This is a genomic window from Chryseobacterium piscicola (genome assembly GCF_900156685.1).
Taxonomy (GTDB): Bacteria; Bacteroidota; Bacteroidia; order Flavobacteriales; family Weeksellaceae; genus Chryseobacterium; species Chryseobacterium piscicola.
The window spans coordinates 1-20,081 of record NZ_FTOJ01000002.1; the positions used below are offsets into that span (position 1 = coordinate 1).

Sequence of the window (20,081 nt, forward strand, 5' to 3'; positions counted from 1 at the left end):
CACTGAAATACAAAACTATTGAAGAGTTTAATAATCAAAACAAAATTTATCAAAATGTAGCTTAACTTATACTGGAATTTTTATTTGCATATCCATTTTTAAAATACAGATATTAAATTCCAAAACTTGTGATAAATTACAATGAAATCTACAATTATTTCTGATTTGTTTACGAAAAGCTCAAATTCAGATGGCAGAAAATATTTTTTTTGAATATAAAGAATGTGAAAATGTCTTAACTTAAAATAGAAAAGTTAAAGTATTTAAACCTATCAGCGTTCGAAATGAAATACTTCCCTTGAGATCGTTTTTTGAGATCAAGATTTGATATTTTGTTACATTAAACATATACTCCGTAAGTTTATGAAACCTTGTTTAATGATACGAGTTTTTGATTATAAAAATCTGGAAACCAGGATTTAAAAAAAGTAATTTTCACTCAATTACAAATGGATTTACTGGGAATATCTCTAAAAGATGCAAAGTCAAACGTCGATAAAATTTTAGATGATAAAGAAGTTGTTTTAGTAATCAATGATAAAATTTTATTTCAAAAATTCATCAAAGAAATGGATGATATAGGCTTAATATTTCAAAACAATCTATAATTAGTCATTCCTTAAGAAATCCTATTTTCTAATTTATTTTTAAACATAGAATTAGAAAATAGGATAATTTGTATTTGATAAAAAAATAAACTCCGGTTGCGCCGCCGCCACTCCAATAACAATACTGGTGGTTGACAACAAGCCATCATTAGCCCCTAAAACTGAGGCGCGAAGCCAGCCAACTCTGTTGACGTTTTGTTTTTCTATTAAATGCATATCAAAAGTTTAAAACAAATCCTGCTCCGATACTTTTTGGTTCTAGTACGGGATAGATCATTGTTGTGGTTTTAGATTCTTTTTTGTTAAACAGCTTGTTTACTGAGGGAAAGAGCCAATAGGCCAGTTCTGTACTTAAAATACCAAATCCGGCTCCCGCAACCACATCTCCTACCCAATGTTTGTCATTCAGCGTTCTGTAGACTCCCGTAAAAATGGCGATAGGATAGCCGGAAATGGCCAACCAGATGTTTTCATCCTGATATTCCCTGAATAGAAAATGGGCCGAAGAAAAAGCAGTTGTGGTATGGCCTGAGGGAAAAGAAAGATGATTGCTACCATCTGGGCGTTCTTCTTTTACCAGATGCTTTAAAGGCAAAACAATAGCAGCAGAAATAAGTTGTGAAGTACCATAGATAATGGTTCGTTCCTTTAAATTGTGTTTTCCTTTTAGTCCCACAATATGATATCCGTATACCAAAGCTGCTGGTAAATATTGGGTGTAATTATCTAGTTTGATATGTTTTGGCTGATGTTCACCGATTTCATATTGAGTAGAACGATTCAGATTTTTGAGCGCATCAGAATTTAAGCTGATGACACCAAAACCTATCAATGCAGTCGGGATAATGAGTTTTTTGTAGGTGGGTTGATGCACGGTATGAGCGTAATTCTCCACATCTCGTTTCCTCATATCGAGTGAATCAGATTTAACCTGTCCAAAAAAAATATTTGAACAGGTTGCAAAAATGATTGTTACTATTTTCATTCTTGGTTATTTAAACCTTAAATTTAATGAAATAATATCCGATTTCATCCCAATTGATTTGGTATAATGTCCGTACCTTATCTCCAGCATATTGAGTCTTTCTATTCCGAACAGTCCATTTTTAGGGTTGATGCGGATGCCTGCGCCATAAAAGTTGCTGCTGAATTTTGAGAGGTCATAGTTGCTGGTGTAAAAATCGTCAAAGGCGGTGTGCTGCTGATAAGGTGAAAAATATTTAGCGCTCGTTTGAGAGTAGTATCTGTAGAAAGGACTTACCGATACAAAGGGTGAAATCTTCACAGGTGTTTCTATATTAATAGTATTTGATTTTAGTCCCCAATCATCGGTATAATAACGATAATAGGCTCTCACAATTAATTTATCCCCGAAAAAATAATTGGCCCTAAGTCCCAAAGGAAGTTTGAATCTCTTATCCGGCAAAGCCTCCTGATGCACAGAGCCATCCGTAAAATAAACCCTGTGAAAAGGTAAACTCAAATAACCTGTCTGCTGTATTCCGTCTGCTAAAAACTCCAGCTGAAAGTTTTTATTGATGATCTGAGAATAGGATAATGATAGCGCAAAGGTATTTCGTCCACTAGTTCCACCGTTTTCTCCTCCTGCACCTCTCAGTTCAACTGGAGCAATCATTTTCACCTGATCCATATACGTCTGGAATTTGGCAGTGAATTCTCCCATTTTGTTGGGCGTTTTCTGTGCAAATGCCATATTGGCACCAATCGACTGATAATCATATTCTCCCGAATAAGAAACACCTGCCATTAAGGTGCTTCCTTTTGTCTCATTTTCACGACTCCAGCCCAATGAAGGGTAGAATCTTGTATCTGCGCTAGAGGCAGAAGAATTGGCCTTGAGGTCAATCATATCAGAAGAAGCCGATGTATAATGATCTATCCCTACACTGAAATCAAATTTATTTTTTCTTAATTTTTTGTCATACTTTACCATTGTAACATCAATGGTGTTCGAAATATCTGTTAATTTCTCAGTCCCAACACCGCCAGTTACTGCAGCATTGTTTCCGTCTTGTTTGTAGTAGCTGGATACGAGATTGATCTCATCCAGACTTAATTTTTTGGAAGGTTCGGAACTGGTATTTTCCTGTGCCTGAGCATTGAAGAATCCAAAAAGAGCGATGATGCTTATGATTACTTTTTTCATTTTAATTCATTTTAAATTTTGATATTATTAATTGCATCCGCATCCACCACCAACTTTACCTGCATTCGCTCCGGAAGAACCTTCGCGGTATGACTGGAAGCTGAGTTCGGTTTTTTCAATCGTTCGGTTACCAAGAACCATTTCTGCATCATTGAGTTTGCTTTTTTCGTATTCTTTTACGGTTGTACAAGATTGTACTGAAGCTATTGTTATTAAAAAGGAAATTATTGTTGTTGTTTTTATGAATTTTTTCATTTGAGTTGAATTGTTTTTAAAACGTAAAATGCAATCTAGGATTCATTTTAAATTGATGTTTTGAGATGAATAAATTTTGTTAAAATCATCAATGATGATACATTCCAGATGATTGATCTGATTCACCATATTGAGTGCAGCATCAATGCCCATAATACCTACAGGAGTTGCCATTGCATCAGCAATCTCGGCGTTCGGACAAATGATGGTAACGCTTTTGATACCCGAAACTGGCATCCCTGTTTTGGGATTGATGGTGTGAGAATATTTTTTACCGTCGATCATTACAAACTTTTCGTAATTACCCGAAGTTGCCACAGAAGTATTGGTAATATTCATATAAGAAAAAGGAAGTGCCGCGTTATCGGGATCTGCAATCCCAATCGTCCAGGGTTTTCCGTCTGCTTGCGTTCCCCAGGTTGTTAAGTCGCCGGATGCATTTACTACTCCCGAAACTACGCCTATTTCCTGCAAAACTCTTTTTGCCATTTCGGCAGCGTAGCCTTTACCAATTCCGCCGAAGCCGATTCGCATTCCTTTTTCTTTTAAAAAAACAGTGTGATTCTCTTGATCAAGAATAATATTTTTATAATTGACTAATTTCAAATGTTTTTTTACCAATTCAGGATCGGGAAGTTGCTTCATATCGCGGTTAAAATTCCAGAAACTTTTATCAATTCCGCCATAAGAAATATCGAAATAACCATCGGTAATATGACTTATTCTCAGGCTTCTTTCAATGAGTTCAAAAACTTCCGAATCCACTTTTATAGGTCTTATTCCTGCATTTTGGTTGATAATATGGGTTTGGCTGTTATCTTTATAAGTCGTTAACAGATTTTCAATTCTCTGAATTTCCAAAACTGCAGTTTCGATATGTTCAAAGGCCACAGAATCACGGTCATCCACAACTATAATTTCAAACATATTTCCCATTAACTTTTGGGATTTTCGAAATTCTTTCATCATCTTTTTACTTTTTTTGATGAAAATTTCTGATCTCGTTACTGAACGCCACCGCATCTTCAGATGGCAAACCCTCCCAAGTTTTCACAACTTTACCTTCAGGATTTAATAGAATTGTATAAGGAAAAATACCTTTTGGGTTATAGTAATCTGCTAAAAACTCATTTTCTTTTTTAATAGCTGCAGAAGGTTGGTTTTTTTTGTTTCTCGGAAAATCTGCGTTGATGTAGATAATCACATTTTCTTTTTCCAGTTTTTTAAAATCTTCTGCTTCTATAATGTTTTTATGAAGCTTAATGCAGGGAATGCACCAGTCTGAGCCGGAAAAATTAAGTAAAATAAGTTCTTTATTTTCTGTTGCGGTTTTTTTAGCATTTTCAAGACGTGTCTGCGCATTTGCTAACACGCAGAATAGAGCCAAAAAGATGGCTGTGAATATTGTTTTCATTTTTTGAATTTAAATTACAGAATCAATTAAGTCTGAATACTCAATAATATTCAGATCAGCTATTTTTTAAATGGAAAAATAATTATGCTCTTGGCGGCTGCCAAATAGAATGCAAGTATCCTTTGATGTATAAATTTTCATCTAAAGAAGGTATATTCTGAATGCGGTAGTATTTATGATCACTACCAGAAATCTCAAAACTAAAATTTGTATTGAGGGTAAAAACCAAAGAAAGAGTGGAGTGTATTATAAACGGAAGTTTCCTGTCTGTTTTGTAATCTGCATCTTTTACCGGATGATCATAATGCATTTTGAAGAATGACACTAATGTCATCTCCGGGTTCAGATTTTTATGCTCTACGTAATGCTCGATGAGAACAGGCAGTTTCAACAGCTGATTGAGTTCAGTCGTTGAAAGCAAATACAAAGAAAGCAACAATATAGAAACCCACTTTTTCACAATTCAAAATTATGTAATGTTTTGTTAAGAATGATTTTAAATTAAAATAATAAATGCACTAAAAAAACTATTCTTTTTTTTTAAATAGCTCAATAATTATTCGTTTTTTTTTTATCGCTGTCTTATTAATAAACTGTAATAAAATAACACGCATTTCAAATACGAATAGGATATCTAAAATTTTTTAACTTCAGAAAATATTTTAAATCTCATCCTCAGGATTGTAAATAAAATATCAAGGTGTTTTTAGAAATAGCAGTTTTACAATAAAAATAAAAAATTGTTCATGATTGTTTTTTGGTTTAAATACTATTTAATAATTAGATTATTTGTTTTAATATACTTCCTGATAATTAATTAAACTGTTCTGGTAAAAGGCTTCACAACCACTTCTTACAATCAATGCTAGTTTTTTTAGAATTATTTAAATTGGGGAAGTAGAAAGTGTAAATTTAGCTTATCAATGATGTGGAATACATTTTTGTTTAGGATAAAAACTGTTTACAAGTGGCGTAAGTTGTAAAATAATTTTCCCAAATGTTTTTATTATTGCTATTTTTAAAAAATATAACTCATTGATAGACATGTGTTTTTAATTTTACACGATTGAAACTGAAAAAATAAGTAAAAAAAATATCTTTTTTTTTATTGTAGAATAGGAAAAACTCTATATATTTGCACCAGAATTTTTAACCCAAACAAATATTTTAAATAATACAAAGAAGGTTAATTATAAGTATTATCAAATTACTTTAAAAAATTGATCCGGTAGTTCAGCTGGTTAGAATGCCGCCCTGTCACGGCGGAGGTCGCGGGTTCGAGTCCCGTCCGGATCGCAACTACAATATCAAAGTAGTACAAAAAGCTTTAAAACGTGTGTTTTAAAGCTTTTTTTGTTTTATATCTGTTCAATGAGAACTAAAAAAGCACAATCTGAAAGTGACCTATTCGGTGACCTGTTGAAATAGGTTTAAAAAGGTCACTGAAAATTCAGATAAAGTTTGTTTTGGAGCTAGTTCAGCAACTGAACATCTTGTGATAAGTTTTTACGAAGGTTAATTTTAAATCTTAAAAGCTAAACGATATGAACAAGACATTCAATTTACTTTTCTATATGAAAAAACTAAAATCATTTCTGTCGTAGAGTGTCTTACTTATTTACGAATTACAATTGATGGCAAAATATCCGAGATCAGCACAAAACGTACAGTAAAGCCTTCAAAAAGGAATGTAATCTTCCAAAAAAAAACAAGAGTATTTAAAAAAAATATTTTTGCAGCAATGATTACTTTAACTAATGATTTTTCCTGTGAAAGTGTTAGTAAAATGCTAAGTAACAAGAGTAGTGTGACAACACAGCATTATGCTAAAAATGCTTGATAAAAAGTGAGTGAGGATATGATGGTATTGGAACAGAAATTTAGTGATAAAAATAATATTGCTATAAATTGTCAGGTAAAATGATGTTGCTGAAAAGGATTTTTGCTGGTAGAAATTATTTCCAAAAAACTAAGAATATAATCTTGTAATGTTAAATTTTCAACTGAATATTATATTTGTTACCAACATGAGTTTTACTTCATTTTATTTATATGGTGCTTCCAGTCAGTATAAAATCATACTCCGAAAGTTTAACTGCTTTAATAAAAATTTAGTTTACATGGTTTTTTATCAATTTATTTTTCAAATTTCATTCTCAGAACTATTGAAAAAGTGACAGAAGCGGCATATTTCTATCCCGCGTTCTGTCACTTTTTGTTTATTAAATTTTCTAGGTAAGTTTCTTTGAAAACTTATTTGCTTGTCCGTTATTAATCGTAATGCCAATTTCTAATGTAAATTTCACATTTTTTAACCTACTATCCATTTTTAAGGCTCGCAAATGAAAATTCAACGATTCCATTACAATTTTTAAAAATTATCGGTAAAGGCGCAAACTTAGCAAAGAATACAAAAGGTTTTCAATGATGACGGATTGCGGACAATCACAAAAATTTATTTTTTACTAAGGTTTCCAAAAGCTCCAAACGGTTCCATTGTAAACAGCAAGTTGTTTTTTTGTGGTGTCATAAGCCATCATTCCGGGCGTTGGGTTTTTGATGTTTAAGTGCGGACTTGCTACTTTAGGCAGTACCATTGCTTTATCAGAATCTGTAAGTACCAAGATTCCTGGAGTTGTATCGGTTGCTCCATTAGTTCCTATCGCTGCTTTTGCAGTTGCGCTTTCTTTTTTATTGTCTTGCAATGAGCTGTCTATTGCGTTGAAAGTGTTGTAAGTTGTTGCTCCAACTCTAAGAGGTAAAGCTCCTGTTAAAGACGACCAAGCATTATTTCTTCTGTATTTTACTTTTTTGTCGGAAAGGTCTAAAATGATAGTGCCATCAACTACCGCTCCCTGCATTCCTCGGTAACCTTCTTCTGTGGTTGCGTTGTATGCTACAGGGTTGTTGCTAACAGTTGATGCCCAAGGTAAAACCAAACCTTTTGTGTTGTCTGCGTTATCATAAAATTCTAAGGAGATACTCGGGTTGGGTACCGTATTGGCAGGCTGTATATTGCTAATCGTACTTTTACCGATGGCAATTTGTGCCATTGCTACTGTAGAGCTGAATAAGGCTATTGTTAAAATTAATTTATTCATTTTGTTGTTTTTTTAAATAGTTAATTTTTAAAATATTGAGGCGGTTTGATTGGTTTAAATCTTTCTCCGCCCCAATTTTTATTTTAAAATGATTAATCAGGACAAGCTGGTGTGGTGAAACAATGCCATCCCATTAAGGTATCGCCAGATTTTAGGGTGTAGATTTTTAAGCAATGTGCCTGGTTGTCATACACCATCATTCCCTCTACAGGGTTGGTAATGTTTACTAGATCTGCTGTATTATTTACTCTGTTTACAACGAATCCTTTTTCTTTGGATTCTAAAACTGTCCAGGCACTTTGTCTTACCATTGGCCAGTTTTCGTTATCTGCTCCTGCTCTTCCTAGTGCCGTGATCCCGTGTTTGGTAGGGTAGGTATTGCCTGCATCTACAACTGCCGGTTTGTAGCACACAGAAGAATCTGTGTCTGTATCCGTATTATTTGTAGGGACTGGATCTGTAGAATTTGCAGGTGATGTAACCGTAGCGACATTCACTAAGTCTCCTGAATATGAAATAGGAACTGCAATAGTAATGGTATACGTAATTGTTCCACCTTTTGGTATATTAACAACATCATTTAACGCTCCCGTTTGCGCAGAGGTAATACTTGTAGTGGCACCACCTGTTACCACAGGAACTGAGTAAGACACATTTCCTGCAGGAATGCCTGCTGGAACTGGATCTGAGACCTTTGCTCCTAATACTCCAAAAGGACCATCATTATTACTTACTACCACGGTATAGGTATTTGTAGTTCCTGCTGAATAATTTGCTTTACCATCATCTTTGGTTATTGCTAAATCGGCACTAAATACAATAGGCGCAGTAACGCAATGTGCACCGTCATTTCCTGAGCTTTCAGGTGCACCGGAGATCTTAACTTTTTGCCCAGTCGTAAGATTGAACTGATAGAAACCACCACCATTATTATTATCTACTCCATAAATTTCCCCAGTGCTTGAAGCAAACATTGCCCCAAAACTAAAACTTCCTGGCGCTGTTCCAATTGGAGTTACAGTACCAAATGGAAGAGTTGTTGGATTAATAGACACTAATTGACCGTTTGTGGCATTTACGCCATACAATAATCCATTTTTTATATTAAAAGCCATATCTGGAACAAATATTGAGGCATTTAATGTTATTAACGTTGCTGTTTGTGTACTGAGATTGATTTTGTAGAGTTGTTGATTATCGTTGTTTACTTTCACATAATAATTTCCTGCATTATCAATTTCTCCCGCATTATAAGTGACATTTGCAGGAAGCCCTGTTACAGGACCTAGATTGACCGAACTACCATCCGTATTGATTACAAGAAGATTATTTGAATTAAGAACCTGCATTCCGTACATACGCCCATCTAAAGGATTGATTGCTATAGCGTTGTAGTTCACAGAAGCTGTACCCATCGAAGGATAAGTAAATGGATTAGTGGAAGTATCTACATTGTAAAGCGTATTATACTGAGAAAGGTAGATCCAACTAGTACACCCAAATACACTAGAACACTGAACATCCTTAATACTAGAATTGGTAGAAGTACCTACTCCTTGTCCTTGGTCACTACCAATATCTGCAGCACCTCCAGAATTTACAAGAGCCGGAACTCCGTTTGCATTGACTGCCACTCCTAAGTTTTGATTACTTGCTGCAGATGTTCCTACAGTTACGGTTCCACTTGCTGTTTGTAATTGACTAGTAGTAACATTTTCGTCACCTTCCAATGCATCTAAACAACCATCGTTGTCGCTATCTAAATCTAAATGATTGGGAATGCCATCGCCATCAGTATCGGCATACTGCGTTGTAAGAACTTGAAAATCATCGTGATTAAAAGTTGCAGAAGCTCCACCTGAAACATCATAAAAATACAGTCTTAAAGTGTAAGTTTTATTGGGTGTTAAATTGTATGGTGACACTAATGGGAATACCGCACGCTGATCATATGTAACATTCGGATAGGCTACTTCACCAGAAATATCTGTACTTGTTGCAAAATTATCTGTAGAAAGATAAAGTCTCATTTTATAAGTAGGATACACACTTGCGTCTCTTACCCATAAACTAAATCTGTCATATAAATACTGCATGGTATTTGGGAAATTCGCAGTCGTAAATTTAAACTGAAAATAAGAATTGTTACTTATAGACTGTGAAATTGTAGTTGCGCTGACTCCAGTAACAGAATAAGAAGTCTCTCCACCAAAAATTTGTGCAGTAAGACCAGACCCTTTTGTTGCATTCTGCGCTGCTGAAATAACAGTAGAATTAAAAATGGATGGTGCATCACCTGTCCAATTATAGCCCCACTCTAAAATATTGTCGTTATCTACAACGCCCTCTGTTACATCTAAAATCCCATCGTTGTCATCATCAAGATCAACGGTATTTGCAATGCCATCTCCATCGGAGTCTTGGGCTTGTAAGTTGTTTGTGCCTATGCCAATGAGCAAAAAGGCAAATAGGAAAAATATCTTATTTTTCATTATATTTTTTTATGTTTTTAATTTGTGAACCGTTGTGAATTTTGAATTACTGTCTTAAGAAAAATAAGTGAAACGTTTTTGTTTAGCTTGATATAGGTGTTTGTTACAATTCTTTGTATAAGCTTGCGTTTTTTATCTCTAGGAAAGACTAAGTTTTTATAATCATTAATATCTTTTCTAGAAAATTAATGTAATAACTCTAATTATCAATAATTTGACGGTATCTGTAAAATGCAAAGTTGGTTAATTTGTAAGAAAAATTACATCGGAGGTGGCCGTGCGAAAAATGAGTTAAAAAAGTAAGATTTTTTCAGACTAATTACTGTCTCGCTAATTTTATCATCAGAATAAGTACAGATAAAAGAGTAGAAAATAGAATTTAAGACAATCGTTTTACCATATTGTTGATGACTTGTCGGAACAATGACATTTGTATTAAATTTCAAAGACCTTTCGTACGTGTCTTTAGAAGGGATGTTTTCAAAAACAATATTGCGGTTTTCTGGTAACGATTGCTTTTGTTTGATGCCTTTTTGTGGAGCTACAGAAGTTGGTTGTTGGGTTCTCTTTAAGGAAGATTGCTTTGAAGCAGCATCATTTGCTTCCCTTTTTTCATTCAGGTTGATGATATCATAGTTTTCAGATACCTGAAGATTAACGATTGTAGTGCCCTTAGTAACAAAAACAATGGGCTCAGATGCTATACTTTCTGTATTTTGATTACTAATAGTATAGTCCTCAGATGCCTGAATATTAACGATTGTTGTGCTCTTTGTAACAAAAATAACAGATTCATCTGCAGATTCCCAGATCAAAGAATGCCCGGAAACCTGTATGCTTAATAAGCAAAATAATACAGAAAATACCAGTTTCTGTATAACAGCATGAAAACTTGTTTCAATTTTTGTTACTTGTGTAAAAATCATCATTTGTGTTTTGCTTCCTTAAAAGCTCTGCAAATATGTGTAATTAGCAGATATATACAAAAAAAACAAGTATCACACGGGTATCACAATTTATAAATTACTGGAAATCATATTTTTACATAATATAAATCATCCTCTTTTTTAATCTAAGATGGATTAAAAAAAAGGTAAAATCACTCTTTTATGAGCAAAAATCTATTAATAATTATCTTTCCCTATTAATGTCAGATTCAAGAATTCCTAAAAATATTGACAAAAAAAATCCGGATATTAACCCGGAGTAGTAAATGTTATAAACTTCGCATCCAACCGGATAAATCTTTATCAGATGCGATGTGGTGTTTTTTGCGGAGCCTGTTTTTTCTTATCTGAACAGCACGGATGGTCACGTGACAATATTCTGAAATATCCTTCGTGCTAAAATTTAAATAAATCATTGCGCAGAATATCAATTCAGAAGTTTTTATTCCAGGATCGGCTGCTTTCAGTTTAGAAATAAAATCTGGATACAATTCCTTAAACACGATAATGAACTGAGGGTCATTTCGTTTTCCCAGCATAATCAGTTCATTGAATTTATTACTATTTCCTTCCTGGATCAGGTTTTCTACAAGATGTTCTTTTTCATTTAGAACATTTTTAATTTGTAGAAGTCTTTCCCTTTTTTTTCGGTTTTGCCAAAATAAGAAAGCAACTAATCCAGCAACCAAAATGAGCACCAAAACAATACCTTTTGCATAATCTGCCTTTTCCTTTTGAAACTGCGTATCTTTCTTTTTCAAAAAGCTATTCACGATAAGTTCCGTAGCCCTGCTGTTTTCTAAGTTTAAAGAGTCGTTCAATTTCTGATACCTTTGAAGATAATGGTTCACTTCCTTTTCTTCAAGCTTATTCTTGATAAAAAAATCTGCTAACTTTTTATTTGCAAACTTTTCAGCACTCTTGTTTTGAATCTTTACCGTATTTTGAAGCGCCTTACGGTAATAGTCAACCGCCGCTTTTTTATTGCCGGCAGCATCCTCCAAATCGCCATAAGCTTCCAAAGTTTGATGAAGGTAAGGGCTGTTGTTTTCAGTAAGTACAACCATTGCGCTGTCAATATATTTTCGAGCTTTAATAATGTCTCTCCGGTACAAATATTCTTTTCCTATGGAGGAGTAGGTGGTGCTCAAATCATAATATATTTCACCTGAATTATTTTTGGGAAAACTTTTCAAAATTTGTTTTTGAATTATAAGATGCTTCCAAACAGAATCCCTACGGTTATTGTGTGAAAATGTTTCGGCTATATTCTGATGTGCCCATAGCTTAGATCTTTTTTGGTTAACAGGATCCTCTATTAGAGCTGAAAATTTAAGTTGTTTATAAAATTCTTTCAATGCTAATTCTTTCATCTCAAGATTGGCATAAATACGTCCTCTTAAGCGATAGGATTCTACTTGGGCATTTATATATTCTGAAAAGAAAGGCTCTTTTTCTGCATTTTCTAGATATTCTAATGCATTTTTATAAATTCCGGTTTCTGAAAGTGCTTTGGCAATAAATATGTTTGCAAGTGTAATTCCTCTAGAGTAAGATTTTTTCTTTGATAACTGCAATGCCTTATCTGCAGTATTTAATGAAGATACATATTGATGTTCGTTAAACTGTTTTTTAGATAAATCTAACATTTTTTCAACACCAGTATCTACTTGCGCATTAACAAAAAAAAAGGAGAGAAGTAAAATAACACCTATTGTCTTGCTGGTGTATTTTACAAATACAGCATTTTTTTTTAGAATTTTTATCATGTGTTTTATGATTATAAAAGTGATGTTGTTTAAAATAAAAGAATGGAAAACCTGTAAAAAAGGTCTACCATTCTTTCAAAAAATTTTATTAAACAAAGATATTATAAAAAGAGATTTGTCTGTATTATAATTAGGATAAAAGAAAAATAAAACCAACATACTTTTGGGAAAATACGATATCAGTTGGGAAAAATTGCCTTTGAAACAGTTTTTTAAGGTGAAATATATCGTGAATAATGTCTACCAGCATTTAGCAATGTCGAATAAAATCCTATTCTTTTCAGTTGTTTTTAAACTTTGTTGATTAATTCAAATTTTAGAGATTAATCATAAAAATAATAGAAGATTTCACTAGTTAAGACTTAGTGCCTATCAAGCATTGTATATTTATTGAACGAAAAAAAAAGTATTGATAATCAATTTATTATCAATACTTTCAAATACCTAGACGAATTTTTTTTTAAAAGACAGTCTAGAATTTATAATGATTCTCTAGTAGAATTCAACAAGAGTGTAAAATGTGGCTGTAAATGTTTACTAAGGTTTCCAATAAGACCATTTTGTACCATTAAAAACGGCGAGTCTTTTTGCGCCGGTTTTATTGATGTAGACCATCATACCTGGTGCAGGTTTTAGGATATCTTGTACATTGGCAACTTGTGGTAAAACCATTGCTTTGGTTGCAGAATTTAAAACCAAAACTCCATCCGGAAAGGTAACTGGGATTGGATTGGGTACATCTCCTATAATCGCTCTTGCCGCAGTATTTTCTGTGGCTGAAGTTTGTATCGGTAATGCACTCGTAATATTGCCGTCTTGACCGCTAAGATCTACCCATTGGGTGTTATTATAAAACCGCACTCTTGCTTTGGTTGCATCTACAGCATCAAGAATAATGGTACCTTCTGTGGAAGTCGGTAAAGTGGTCACATAAGGTAAAACAATGCCTTTGTTTCCGGTTCCGCTTCCTTTTGCAAATTCCAGCAATACCGATGTTTTAACGGTTGCTGTTCCAATTGCATCACCAATAATGACCTGTGCATTGAGTAATGCTATACTTCCTAAAAGGATTGTTGATAGTATCTTTTTCATTTTTTAGATATTTTTGAAATTAAACTGATCTGGGAAGTTTTTCCTGTGAAAGACTTCCCATTTCAATTATAAAAATTATGGACAAGTTGGGGTTAAGAAACAACTCCAAGCAAGATCTGAATAGATTTTTAAACACTTGGCAGTGGTATCATAAACCATCATCCCTTCTTGTGGTGAGGCAATAAGTCCCAGATCTGCTGTTGCTACTCTGGTGATGATGAATCCTTTTGTTTTAGATTCTAGAACCGTCCATGCGCCTGTTCTTACCATTGGCCAGTTGCCATTGCTGGTTTCTGCACCTGCTCTTTGCAGAGTAGTAATACCATTATTGCTTGGTAATTCTCCAGTTCCCATATTGGGTAAATCGTAGCATACAGCAGCGGTATCAGTGTCTGTTGCCGTATTTACAGGTGTTGGATCTGTAGAATTTGCGGGTGATGTAACCTTGGCTACATTCACTAAGTCTCCTGAATATGAAATAGGGACTGCAATAGTAATCGTATACGTAATTGTAGCACCAAACGGTAGACTAACAACATCATTCAACGCTCCAGTTTGCGCAGAGGTAATACTTGTAGTGGCACCACCTGTTACCACAGGAACGGAGTAACTCACATTTCCCGCAGGAATGCCTGCTGGAACCGGATCTGAAACCGTAGCTCCCATTACGCCAAAAGGACCGAGCAAATTACGTACTACCACGGTATAGGTATTTGTAGTTCCTGGAGCATAAGTGGCTTTACCATCGTCTTTGGTAATTTCTAAATCTGCACTGAATGAAATAGGCGCAGTAACGCAATGTGCACCATCATTACCACCACTTGCAGGTGCATCGGAGAGCTTAACTTTTTGCCCAGTCGTAAGATTGAACTGATAAAAACCACCATTATTATCTACTCCATAAATTTCACCAGTACTTGATCCAAACATCGCCCCAAAACTTGCAGCTGCTGTCGGAACTGGTCCAATTGGAGTTACAGTAGCTGGAGAAATTGTTGGATCAATAGAAAAAAATCGACCGTTTACTTGATATACACCATACAATTTTCCATCTGCCATATTAAAAGCCATGTCCGGAAGTTGAACAGTTCTATTCAATGTTATCGTCGTTGCTGTTAAGGTATTGAGATTGATTTTGTAGAGTTCGCTATTATCTGTGTTTTCTTTTACATAATAATTCCCTAGGTTATCAATATCTCCCGAATTATAAGATTTACCTGTAGGAAGATTTGTTACAGGACCTAGATTAATTAAACTACCATCCGTATTGATTACAACAACATTATTTGTATTAGCAACCATTCCATACAAACGCCCATCTAAAGGATTAACTGCTATAGCGTTGTAGTTCACAGAAGCTGCTGGACCCACCGCAGGAAAAGTAAATGGGTTAAATGAAGTGTTTACATTGTAAAGAGTATTTACCTGAGAAAGGTACATTTTGGAGTCACACCCAAATGCATTCGCACACTGGGCATCCTGAATAGTAGAATTGATAGAAGTACCTACTCCTTGTCCAGTAGTATTGCTATAGCCAGTTGGCAATGGTGATAATTGTGGTAAACCTTGCGCATCTACGCATCCCCCAGATGCATTCCCAATTGGGTTTGCACATAGATTTTTTTTGGGAGCGGTGGAAGTTGTACCCACATCAACTGTACCACCAGAATCTACCAATTGACTTGATGAAACTCCTCCAGAACCTTCTAAAGCGTCAACACAACCATCGTTGTCGGAATCTAAATCTAAATAATTTTGTATTCCATCCCCATCGGTGTCACCGCAAGAAACCATTGTTACAGAACTCATTCCTATATCTCTACCTTCTGTAGCATTCGAACCACCATTAAATGTGAATAAAAGTGTACCATTGAGCGGAGCTCCAGATATAGGAAGTGTAATTGTTAAGTTAATTTTTGTAGATTGAATTGGAACATTTATTATAGGTGTAGCTGATATAGTTGGTAAACTACCAATATTTACAGAAGCGCCATTATTTGCAGTAATAGTTGGAGTGTCCCCTGTTGTAGAATCAATAGTAGCATAAACTGTACCTCCATAAGAAATAGTAAATGTAAATTGTGTACTAGAGTCATTAATAAAGGTTTTCTTCCAGTATAAATTATTCAGTGATAGCGTTGCACCATTCAAATTCCCAGTAAGCGCCTGACTTAATGTTGTTATTGTACTTGCTTCTCTTCTAAATTCGAGGCCGTTTGCATTTAAATTTACTCTTCCTATAGTACTTACCCATGTTCCTGCATACGTTCCACCGACAGTCCATCCAGTTACTGTATTGGTGTTGCCACCAGTAGTAGGAAATGTTCCATTGCTTACCCTGTTTGCTGCATTACACTCTACAGTATCCAAAATACCATCGTTGTCATCATCAATATCAACGGTATTTGCAATGCCATCTCCATCGGAGTCTTGGGCATGCAAGTTATTTGTGCCTATGCCAATGAGCAAAAAGGCAAATAGAAATAATATTTTATTTTTCATTTTGTTTTTTTTTGATTTTTTAACCCTTTGTGAATTATTGACTTAAGAAAATAAATGAAACAGCTTTGTTTAGCTTGATATCATTATTTTTTTCTTTATATAAGCTTGTGTTTTTTATCGCTAGGAAAGACAAAGTTTTTTAAAAAAAATGTTAGTTTTTTTAAGATAAACAATGGTATTTTATTTAGAAAAAAATATTAATACTTTAATTATCAGTCACTTGAAGGCAATTGTAAAATCCACAAAGGATTAATGCTAGTAAATAATTTATTTGAAATTATCTTTTAAATACGAGTCTAAATAGTTAATTGCGCTTTACAAATGTAGTAACTGAGATTGTACCTTTCCCCCAATTATAATTTGTGCCAGATGAATCCCACATATTGAAACGGGTTGCAGTTAAAGTACCTTCAACATATCCATTTAGAGTATAAGTAACTACTATAGGTGATGAAGTCGAATTTGTAATTTCTTCCACATAATTAGCTCCAACGGTATTCATATTGGTGCCTGCGCTCCCAAAGGGAACTATATTTTTTCGAGAACCAGATTGTACTTCTGTTCCATTTTTTAAAAAACGAATCCCAAAATAGCCACCCACATTAGCATTTGGATTTGTACCACTAGTAGTTGCTCCAATGGGGTAAGTACCCATAGGAACGCTGTAGTTCAATATCACCTTTACAGTAGAATTCGCAGGAACTGTCGCAGTGATTGAGAGTCCCAAATTAGTATTATCACTAGTTCCAGCTGGCGTATCTACAGGCGCAGTAGCTTCCTTAAAAAACGCCTCAAATAGCTGGTATGTACTCTCTTGTACAGCCAATTTCAGCCATGTCATTGTTATGGAATCAAAGAAGTAGTAACCAATGCTTTTCACATTAATGGTTTGTCCCGCGGGAGATGAATCTGCAGCTGTAACATATACAATTGCTCCATTTTGCGAAGTTGTGTAAGTTTTTAGACGCAACTGATTACCTGTAATTCTTGGAGCAATAATTCCATCTAGTTTAGAGATGTCTGTTGCGTAACCTACGACATCTAAAGTTGCTTTTGGAGTATCAATATTAATTCCTACTTGTGAAAATAAAGTTGCAGAAGTTAATAAAGAAACTAATAATATATTCTTTTTCATAGTTTTAAAATTTTAAAGAGTGATGACCTTACTGGTCATTTTTAGTAAATAAGATTAGTGTCAATTTGTTTAAACTTGACTAAAAATCATCAACACATAGATTTTGCTTAAGCAAGAAAAAACCTGCTAAATCAGCAATAAAACTAGAAAAATGGAGGCGGCCTTACTGTATAAATTTGATAGAATCCAATTGGATCTCTTTTTTGACTGTAAGAAAAGATGGAGTTCTGAGAGAGATATTTTTTATCTCTTACAAGTGAATTTATAGTATGGTTTTGAAATTTAGGAAAATCCTGTAAGTTGTTGCTGGATACACTTGGATTTAATTTTTTAAGAACCGATAGGGTATTAGGGGAGTTGGTAGAAAGCGGATCATATATTTTTTTATCTGACTTTGCTTTTTTAGAGACAATTGCTTTTTTTAAAAGGATTTTAACTAATTTTTTAGCTTTAGTATTTTGTGGTTTTTTTGATTCAATTCCAGCAATTCTATTTTCAGAGGAATTAGGGATGTGAATAATCTTTGCCTTATTTACTTCTTCTGTTCCATACATTGAAGCACCGGAGTATACATGTATAACAGCATCTTGATTAGATTGAATTACAGTACTATCTACCGAACCCGCAGATAAAGGATTCGAAAATAAAAGAAAAAGTAGGATGATCATTGCATTTGGTTTTTTTAACCATTCTACAATGTATCCATGAATTTTTTTTTTCATTTAGATAGGGTTTCATTTGTGTTTTTTTATTAACTAATTATATTAGGTTAATTAATTTCACAAATATAATAATTATTTTAAATATTTTATAAAAAATATAGAAAACAGTAAAATTGATAGATTATTTAATTTTTTAATAGCTATAGAACTGGCACCTAAAGATATTTTTGAATATTTGTATTGGAAAAAGATGATCAGATAGTTGATTAATATTCGAATGTACAAGAAGAGGGAATTGTTCCTGAAAAAAATCAGATGATGACAGTTTTATTTAACAATAGGTAAAAAAAATAGATTTAATTAATTTTTCTCATTACTTATAATGTTTTTTGTTTTTTTTTTGTCTTTGATAGTCTGTGTTTTAGGGGGTTTTGGTATAGATTTTCGATGTTTTTTTTGTTAAAATAAAAAAAAAATAATATCTTTGCAGAAGTAAAAAAAATCACAATATTGTTTTAAAGTGATTTAAAATACTAGAGTAGTAGAATTAATAGATAGCTTTTTGGACAAGAACATTTTTAGTTTGGATTTCAAAAATTTCTATCAGTTTACTTTAATAAATGATCCGGTAGTTCAGCTGGTTAGAATGCCGCCCTGTCACGGCGGAGGTCGCGGGTTCGAGTCCCGTCCGGATCGCAGCTACAATATCAAAGTAGTACCAAAAGCTTTAAAACGTATGTTTTAAAGCTTTTTTTGTTTTATATCTGTTCAAAGAGAGTCAAAAAATCACACTCTGAAAGTGACCTATTCGGTGACCTGTTGAAACAGGTTTAAAAAGGTCACTGAAAATTCAGACAAACCCTTTTCAGGAGCTAGTTCAGCAACTAAACAGTTAAACAAGTGTTTTTTTTTAATCGGGAATTTAAGACTTAAGCAAATTCAATATTTTCCTTGGGAGGTAAAAATGAGAATTTATACTACCGTTTAACACTTCAAAGTCTAGGATGTACATGGTTCATAGAACTACCAATTCTGCAATTGGTAAGATTTTGGATGTGGGAAATGGTATTATAACTATATCAGGTAAGAAATTTTATTATTGTGATTTGGATCACATTAAATTAGTGATTTCGGTCCTTATATCAGAACAGGTTATAGAATTAATTTTGTGTAATAATTTAAAAAAAAATTAAAAATGAGTAAAAAAGTTTTATTCGTACTTACAAGTCACGATGAATTAGGAAACACAGGTTTAAAAACCGGATTTTGGACAGAAGAATTGGCAGCTCCATACTATACGCTGGCAGATAAAGGCGTTGAGATTACATTAGCCTCTCCTAAAGGTGGACTTCCACCAATTGATCCCAAAAGTGAAGACCCTGCATCCCAGACAGATGCTACACGTAGAATGGATAGCGATGATGTTTTGAAGGATAAATTACAAAATACACATAAACTATCTGAAGTTAAAAGTGAAGACTTTGATGCGGTATTTTATCCTGGCGGACACGGTCCTTTGTGGGATCTTGCTGAAGATAAAGTTTCTCAACAGCTCATCGTTGATTTTTATACCACGGGCAAACCTGTTGGTTTTGTATGCCATGCACCGGGAGTTTTGAAGGATGTGAAAATAAATGATGAATATTTAGTGAGTGGTAAAAATGTAACAGGATTTACCAATACTGAAGAAGAAGCAGTTCAATTAACTGATGTAGTGCCTTTTCTAGTGGAAGATATGCTAAAAAAGAATGGAGGTGTGTATAGTAAAATTGAAGATTGGAATCCTTATGCCATAGTTGATGGTAATTTAATCACCGGACAAAATCCTGCCTCTTCAGAAAAGGTGGCAGAGGAACTATTACAGCTTCTCTAAATAAGTTTCTTTTGCAGAACAAAAAATATTAAAACAAGTATACATTCATAAAGTGTGTAATTTG

16 protein-coding genes, 2 tRNA genes and 1 pseudogene are annotated in these 20,081 nt (G+C 34.0%); 4 read left to right on the forward strand and 15 right to left on the reverse strand.

Going from position 1 to position 20,081, the window contains the following annotated elements:
* The first annotated feature begins 449 nt into the window (after positions 1 to 449).
* Positions 450 to 608, forward strand: coding sequence for a hypothetical protein (locus BW939_RS15820; RefSeq protein WP_159439254.1), 159 nt, complete (start codon positions 450 to 452; stop codon positions 606 to 608).
* Positions 609 to 701: 93 nt separating this feature from the next.
* Here BW939_RS15820 and BW939_RS15730 read toward each other — a convergent pair.
* From BW939_RS15730 to BW939_RS04110, 7 genes and pseudogenes are all read right to left on the reverse strand, one after another.
* A pseudogene (locus tag BW939_RS15730) lies at positions 702 to 824 on the reverse strand (VIT1/CCC1 transporter family protein); the annotation flags it as partial.
* A 1-nt stretch (position 825) separates the two neighbouring features.
* Positions 826 to 1,593 carry a phosphatase PAP2 family protein gene (locus BW939_RS04085; RefSeq protein ID WP_076450173.1) on the reverse strand — a complete coding sequence of 256 codons (768 nt, stop codon included), beginning with the start codon at positions 1,591 to 1,593 and terminating at the stop codon, positions 826 to 828.
* Between the two features lie 6 nt (positions 1,594 to 1,599).
* Positions 1,600 to 2,775, reverse strand: coding sequence for a DUF3570 domain-containing protein (locus BW939_RS04090; protein ID WP_076450175.1), 1,176 nt, complete (start codon positions 2,773 to 2,775; stop codon positions 1,600 to 1,602).
* A gap of 27 nt (positions 2,776 to 2,802) precedes the next feature.
* Positions 2,803 to 3,030 carry a DUF4266 domain-containing protein gene (locus BW939_RS04095; RefSeq protein ID WP_028121380.1) on the reverse strand — a complete coding sequence of 76 codons (228 nt, stop codon included), beginning with the start codon at positions 3,028 to 3,030 and terminating at the stop codon, positions 2,803 to 2,805.
* Between the two features lie 42 nt (positions 3,031 to 3,072).
* Positions 3,073 to 3,999 carry an FAD:protein FMN transferase gene (locus tag BW939_RS04100; protein WP_076450178.1) on the reverse strand — a complete coding sequence of 309 codons (927 nt, stop codon included), beginning with the start codon at positions 3,997 to 3,999 and terminating at the stop codon, positions 3,073 to 3,075.
* 4 nt (positions 4,000 to 4,003) lie between these two features.
* Positions 4,004 to 4,444: a thioredoxin family protein gene (locus BW939_RS04105; protein WP_028121378.1), complete on the reverse strand. Its 441-nt coding sequence runs from the start codon at positions 4,442 to 4,444 to the stop codon at positions 4,004 to 4,006.
* 82 nt (positions 4,445 to 4,526) lie between these two features.
* Positions 4,527 to 4,904 carry a hypothetical protein gene (locus BW939_RS04110; RefSeq protein WP_076450180.1) on the reverse strand — a complete coding sequence of 126 codons (378 nt, stop codon included), beginning with the start codon at positions 4,902 to 4,904 and terminating at the stop codon, positions 4,527 to 4,529.
* Between the two features lie 762 nt (positions 4,905 to 5,666).
* Here BW939_RS04110 and BW939_RS04115 point away from each other — a divergent pair.
* Positions 5,667 to 5,740, forward strand: a tRNA-Asp gene (locus BW939_RS04115).
* Positions 5,741 to 6,909: 1,169 nt separating this feature from the next.
* Here BW939_RS04115 and BW939_RS04120 read toward each other — a convergent pair.
* From BW939_RS04120 to BW939_RS04155, 8 genes are all read right to left on the reverse strand, one after another.
* Complete coding sequence (locus BW939_RS04120) at positions 6,910 to 7,545, reverse strand: hypothetical protein (protein ID WP_076450182.1); 636 nt, start codon at positions 7,543 to 7,545, stop codon at positions 6,910 to 6,912.
* A gap of 92 nt (positions 7,546 to 7,637) precedes the next feature.
* Complete coding sequence (locus tag BW939_RS04125) at positions 7,638 to 10,037, reverse strand: DUF6923 family protein (RefSeq protein ID WP_123891530.1); 2,400 nt, start codon at positions 10,035 to 10,037, stop codon at positions 7,638 to 7,640.
* 260 nt (positions 10,038 to 10,297) lie between these two features.
* Positions 10,298 to 10,966, reverse strand: coding sequence for a hypothetical protein (locus BW939_RS04130; RefSeq protein ID WP_076450186.1), 669 nt, complete (start codon positions 10,964 to 10,966; stop codon positions 10,298 to 10,300).
* A 287-nt stretch (positions 10,967 to 11,253) separates the two neighbouring features.
* Complete coding sequence (locus BW939_RS04135; protein ID WP_084566590.1) at positions 11,254 to 12,753, reverse strand: transcriptional regulator; 1,500 nt, start codon at positions 12,751 to 12,753, stop codon at positions 11,254 to 11,256.
* A gap of 537 nt (positions 12,754 to 13,290) precedes the next feature.
* Positions 13,291 to 13,845, reverse strand: coding sequence for a hypothetical protein (locus BW939_RS04140; protein ID WP_076450188.1), 555 nt, complete (start codon positions 13,843 to 13,845; stop codon positions 13,291 to 13,293).
* Between the two features lie 75 nt (positions 13,846 to 13,920).
* Complete coding sequence (locus BW939_RS04145) at positions 13,921 to 16,347, reverse strand: DUF6923 family protein (protein WP_123891531.1); 2,427 nt, start codon at positions 16,345 to 16,347, stop codon at positions 13,921 to 13,923.
* A 304-nt stretch (positions 16,348 to 16,651) separates the two neighbouring features.
* On the reverse strand, positions 16,652 to 17,482 hold the full coding sequence (locus BW939_RS04150) for a hypothetical protein (RefSeq protein ID WP_076450192.1): 831 nt from the start codon (positions 17,480 to 17,482) through the stop codon (positions 16,652 to 16,654).
* 143 nt (positions 17,483 to 17,625) lie between these two features.
* A complete protein-coding gene (locus tag BW939_RS04155) occupies positions 17,626 to 18,204 on the reverse strand; it encodes a hypothetical protein (RefSeq protein WP_076450194.1) in 579 nt (192 codons plus the stop codon).
* Between the two features lie 562 nt (positions 18,205 to 18,766).
* On the opposite strand from BW939_RS04155, the gene BW939_RS04160 reads away from it, so the two are divergent.
* Both BW939_RS04160 and BW939_RS04170 read left to right on the forward strand, forming a co-directional pair.
* Positions 18,767 to 18,840, forward strand: a tRNA-Asp gene (locus BW939_RS04160).
* A gap of 499 nt (positions 18,841 to 19,339) precedes the next feature.
* Positions 19,340 to 20,017: a type 1 glutamine amidotransferase domain-containing protein gene (locus tag BW939_RS04170; RefSeq protein WP_076450197.1), complete on the forward strand. Its 678-nt coding sequence runs from the start codon at positions 19,340 to 19,342 to the stop codon at positions 20,015 to 20,017.
* The last annotated feature ends 64 nt before the right edge of the window (positions 20,018 to 20,081 follow it).

Bases quoted from the DNA above. Each gene is read 5' to 3' on its own strand.
- BW939_RS04090 (WP_076450175.1), bottom strand. From the start codon at position 2,775: ATGAAAAAAGTAATCATAAGCATCATCGCTCTTTTTGGATTCTTCAAT.
- BW939_RS04170 (WP_076450197.1), top strand. From the start codon at position 19,340: ATGAGTAAAAAAGTTTTATTCGTACTTACAAGTCACGATGAATTAGGA.
- BW939_RS04150 (WP_076450192.1), bottom strand. From the start codon at position 17,482: ATGAAAAAGAATATATTATTAGTTTCTTTATTAACTTCTGCAACTTTA.
- BW939_RS04155 (WP_076450194.1), bottom strand. From the start codon at position 18,204: ATGAAAAAAAAAATTCATGGATACATTGTAGAATGGTTAAAAAAACCA.
- BW939_RS04135 (WP_084566590.1), bottom strand. From the start codon at position 12,753: ATGATAAAAATTCTAAAAAAAAATGCTGTATTTGTAAAATACACCAGC.
- BW939_RS04105 (WP_028121378.1), bottom strand. From the start codon at position 4,444: ATGAAAACAATATTCACAGCCATCTTTTTGGCTCTATTCTGCGTGTTA.
- BW939_RS04125 (WP_123891530.1), bottom strand. From the start codon at position 10,037: ATGAAAAATAAGATATTTTTCCTATTTGCCTTTTTGCTCATTGGCATA.
- BW939_RS04120 (WP_076450182.1), bottom strand. From the start codon at position 7,545: ATGAATAAATTAATTTTAACAATAGCCTTATTCAGCTCTACAGTAGCA.
- BW939_RS04145 (WP_123891531.1), bottom strand. From the start codon at position 16,347: ATGAAAAATAAAATATTATTTCTATTTGCCTTTTTGCTCATTGGCATA.
- BW939_RS04100 (WP_076450178.1), bottom strand. From the start codon at position 3,999: ATGATGAAAGAATTTCGAAAATCCCAAAAGTTAATGGGAAATATGTTT.
- BW939_RS04140 (WP_076450188.1), bottom strand. From the start codon at position 13,845: ATGAAAAAGATACTATCAACAATCCTTTTAGGAAGTATAGCATTACTC.
- BW939_RS04130 (WP_076450186.1), bottom strand. From the start codon at position 10,966: ATGATGATTTTTACACAAGTAACAAAAATTGAAACAAGTTTTCATGCT.
- BW939_RS04095 (WP_028121380.1), bottom strand. From the start codon at position 3,030: ATGAAAAAATTCATAAAAACAACAACAATAATTTCCTTTTTAATAACA.
- BW939_RS04085 (WP_076450173.1), bottom strand. From the start codon at position 1,593: ATGAAAATAGTAACAATCATTTTTGCAACCTGTTCAAATATTTTTTTT.
- BW939_RS15820 (WP_159439254.1), top strand. From the start codon at position 450: ATGGATTTACTGGGAATATCTCTAAAAGATGCAAAGTCAAACGTCGAT.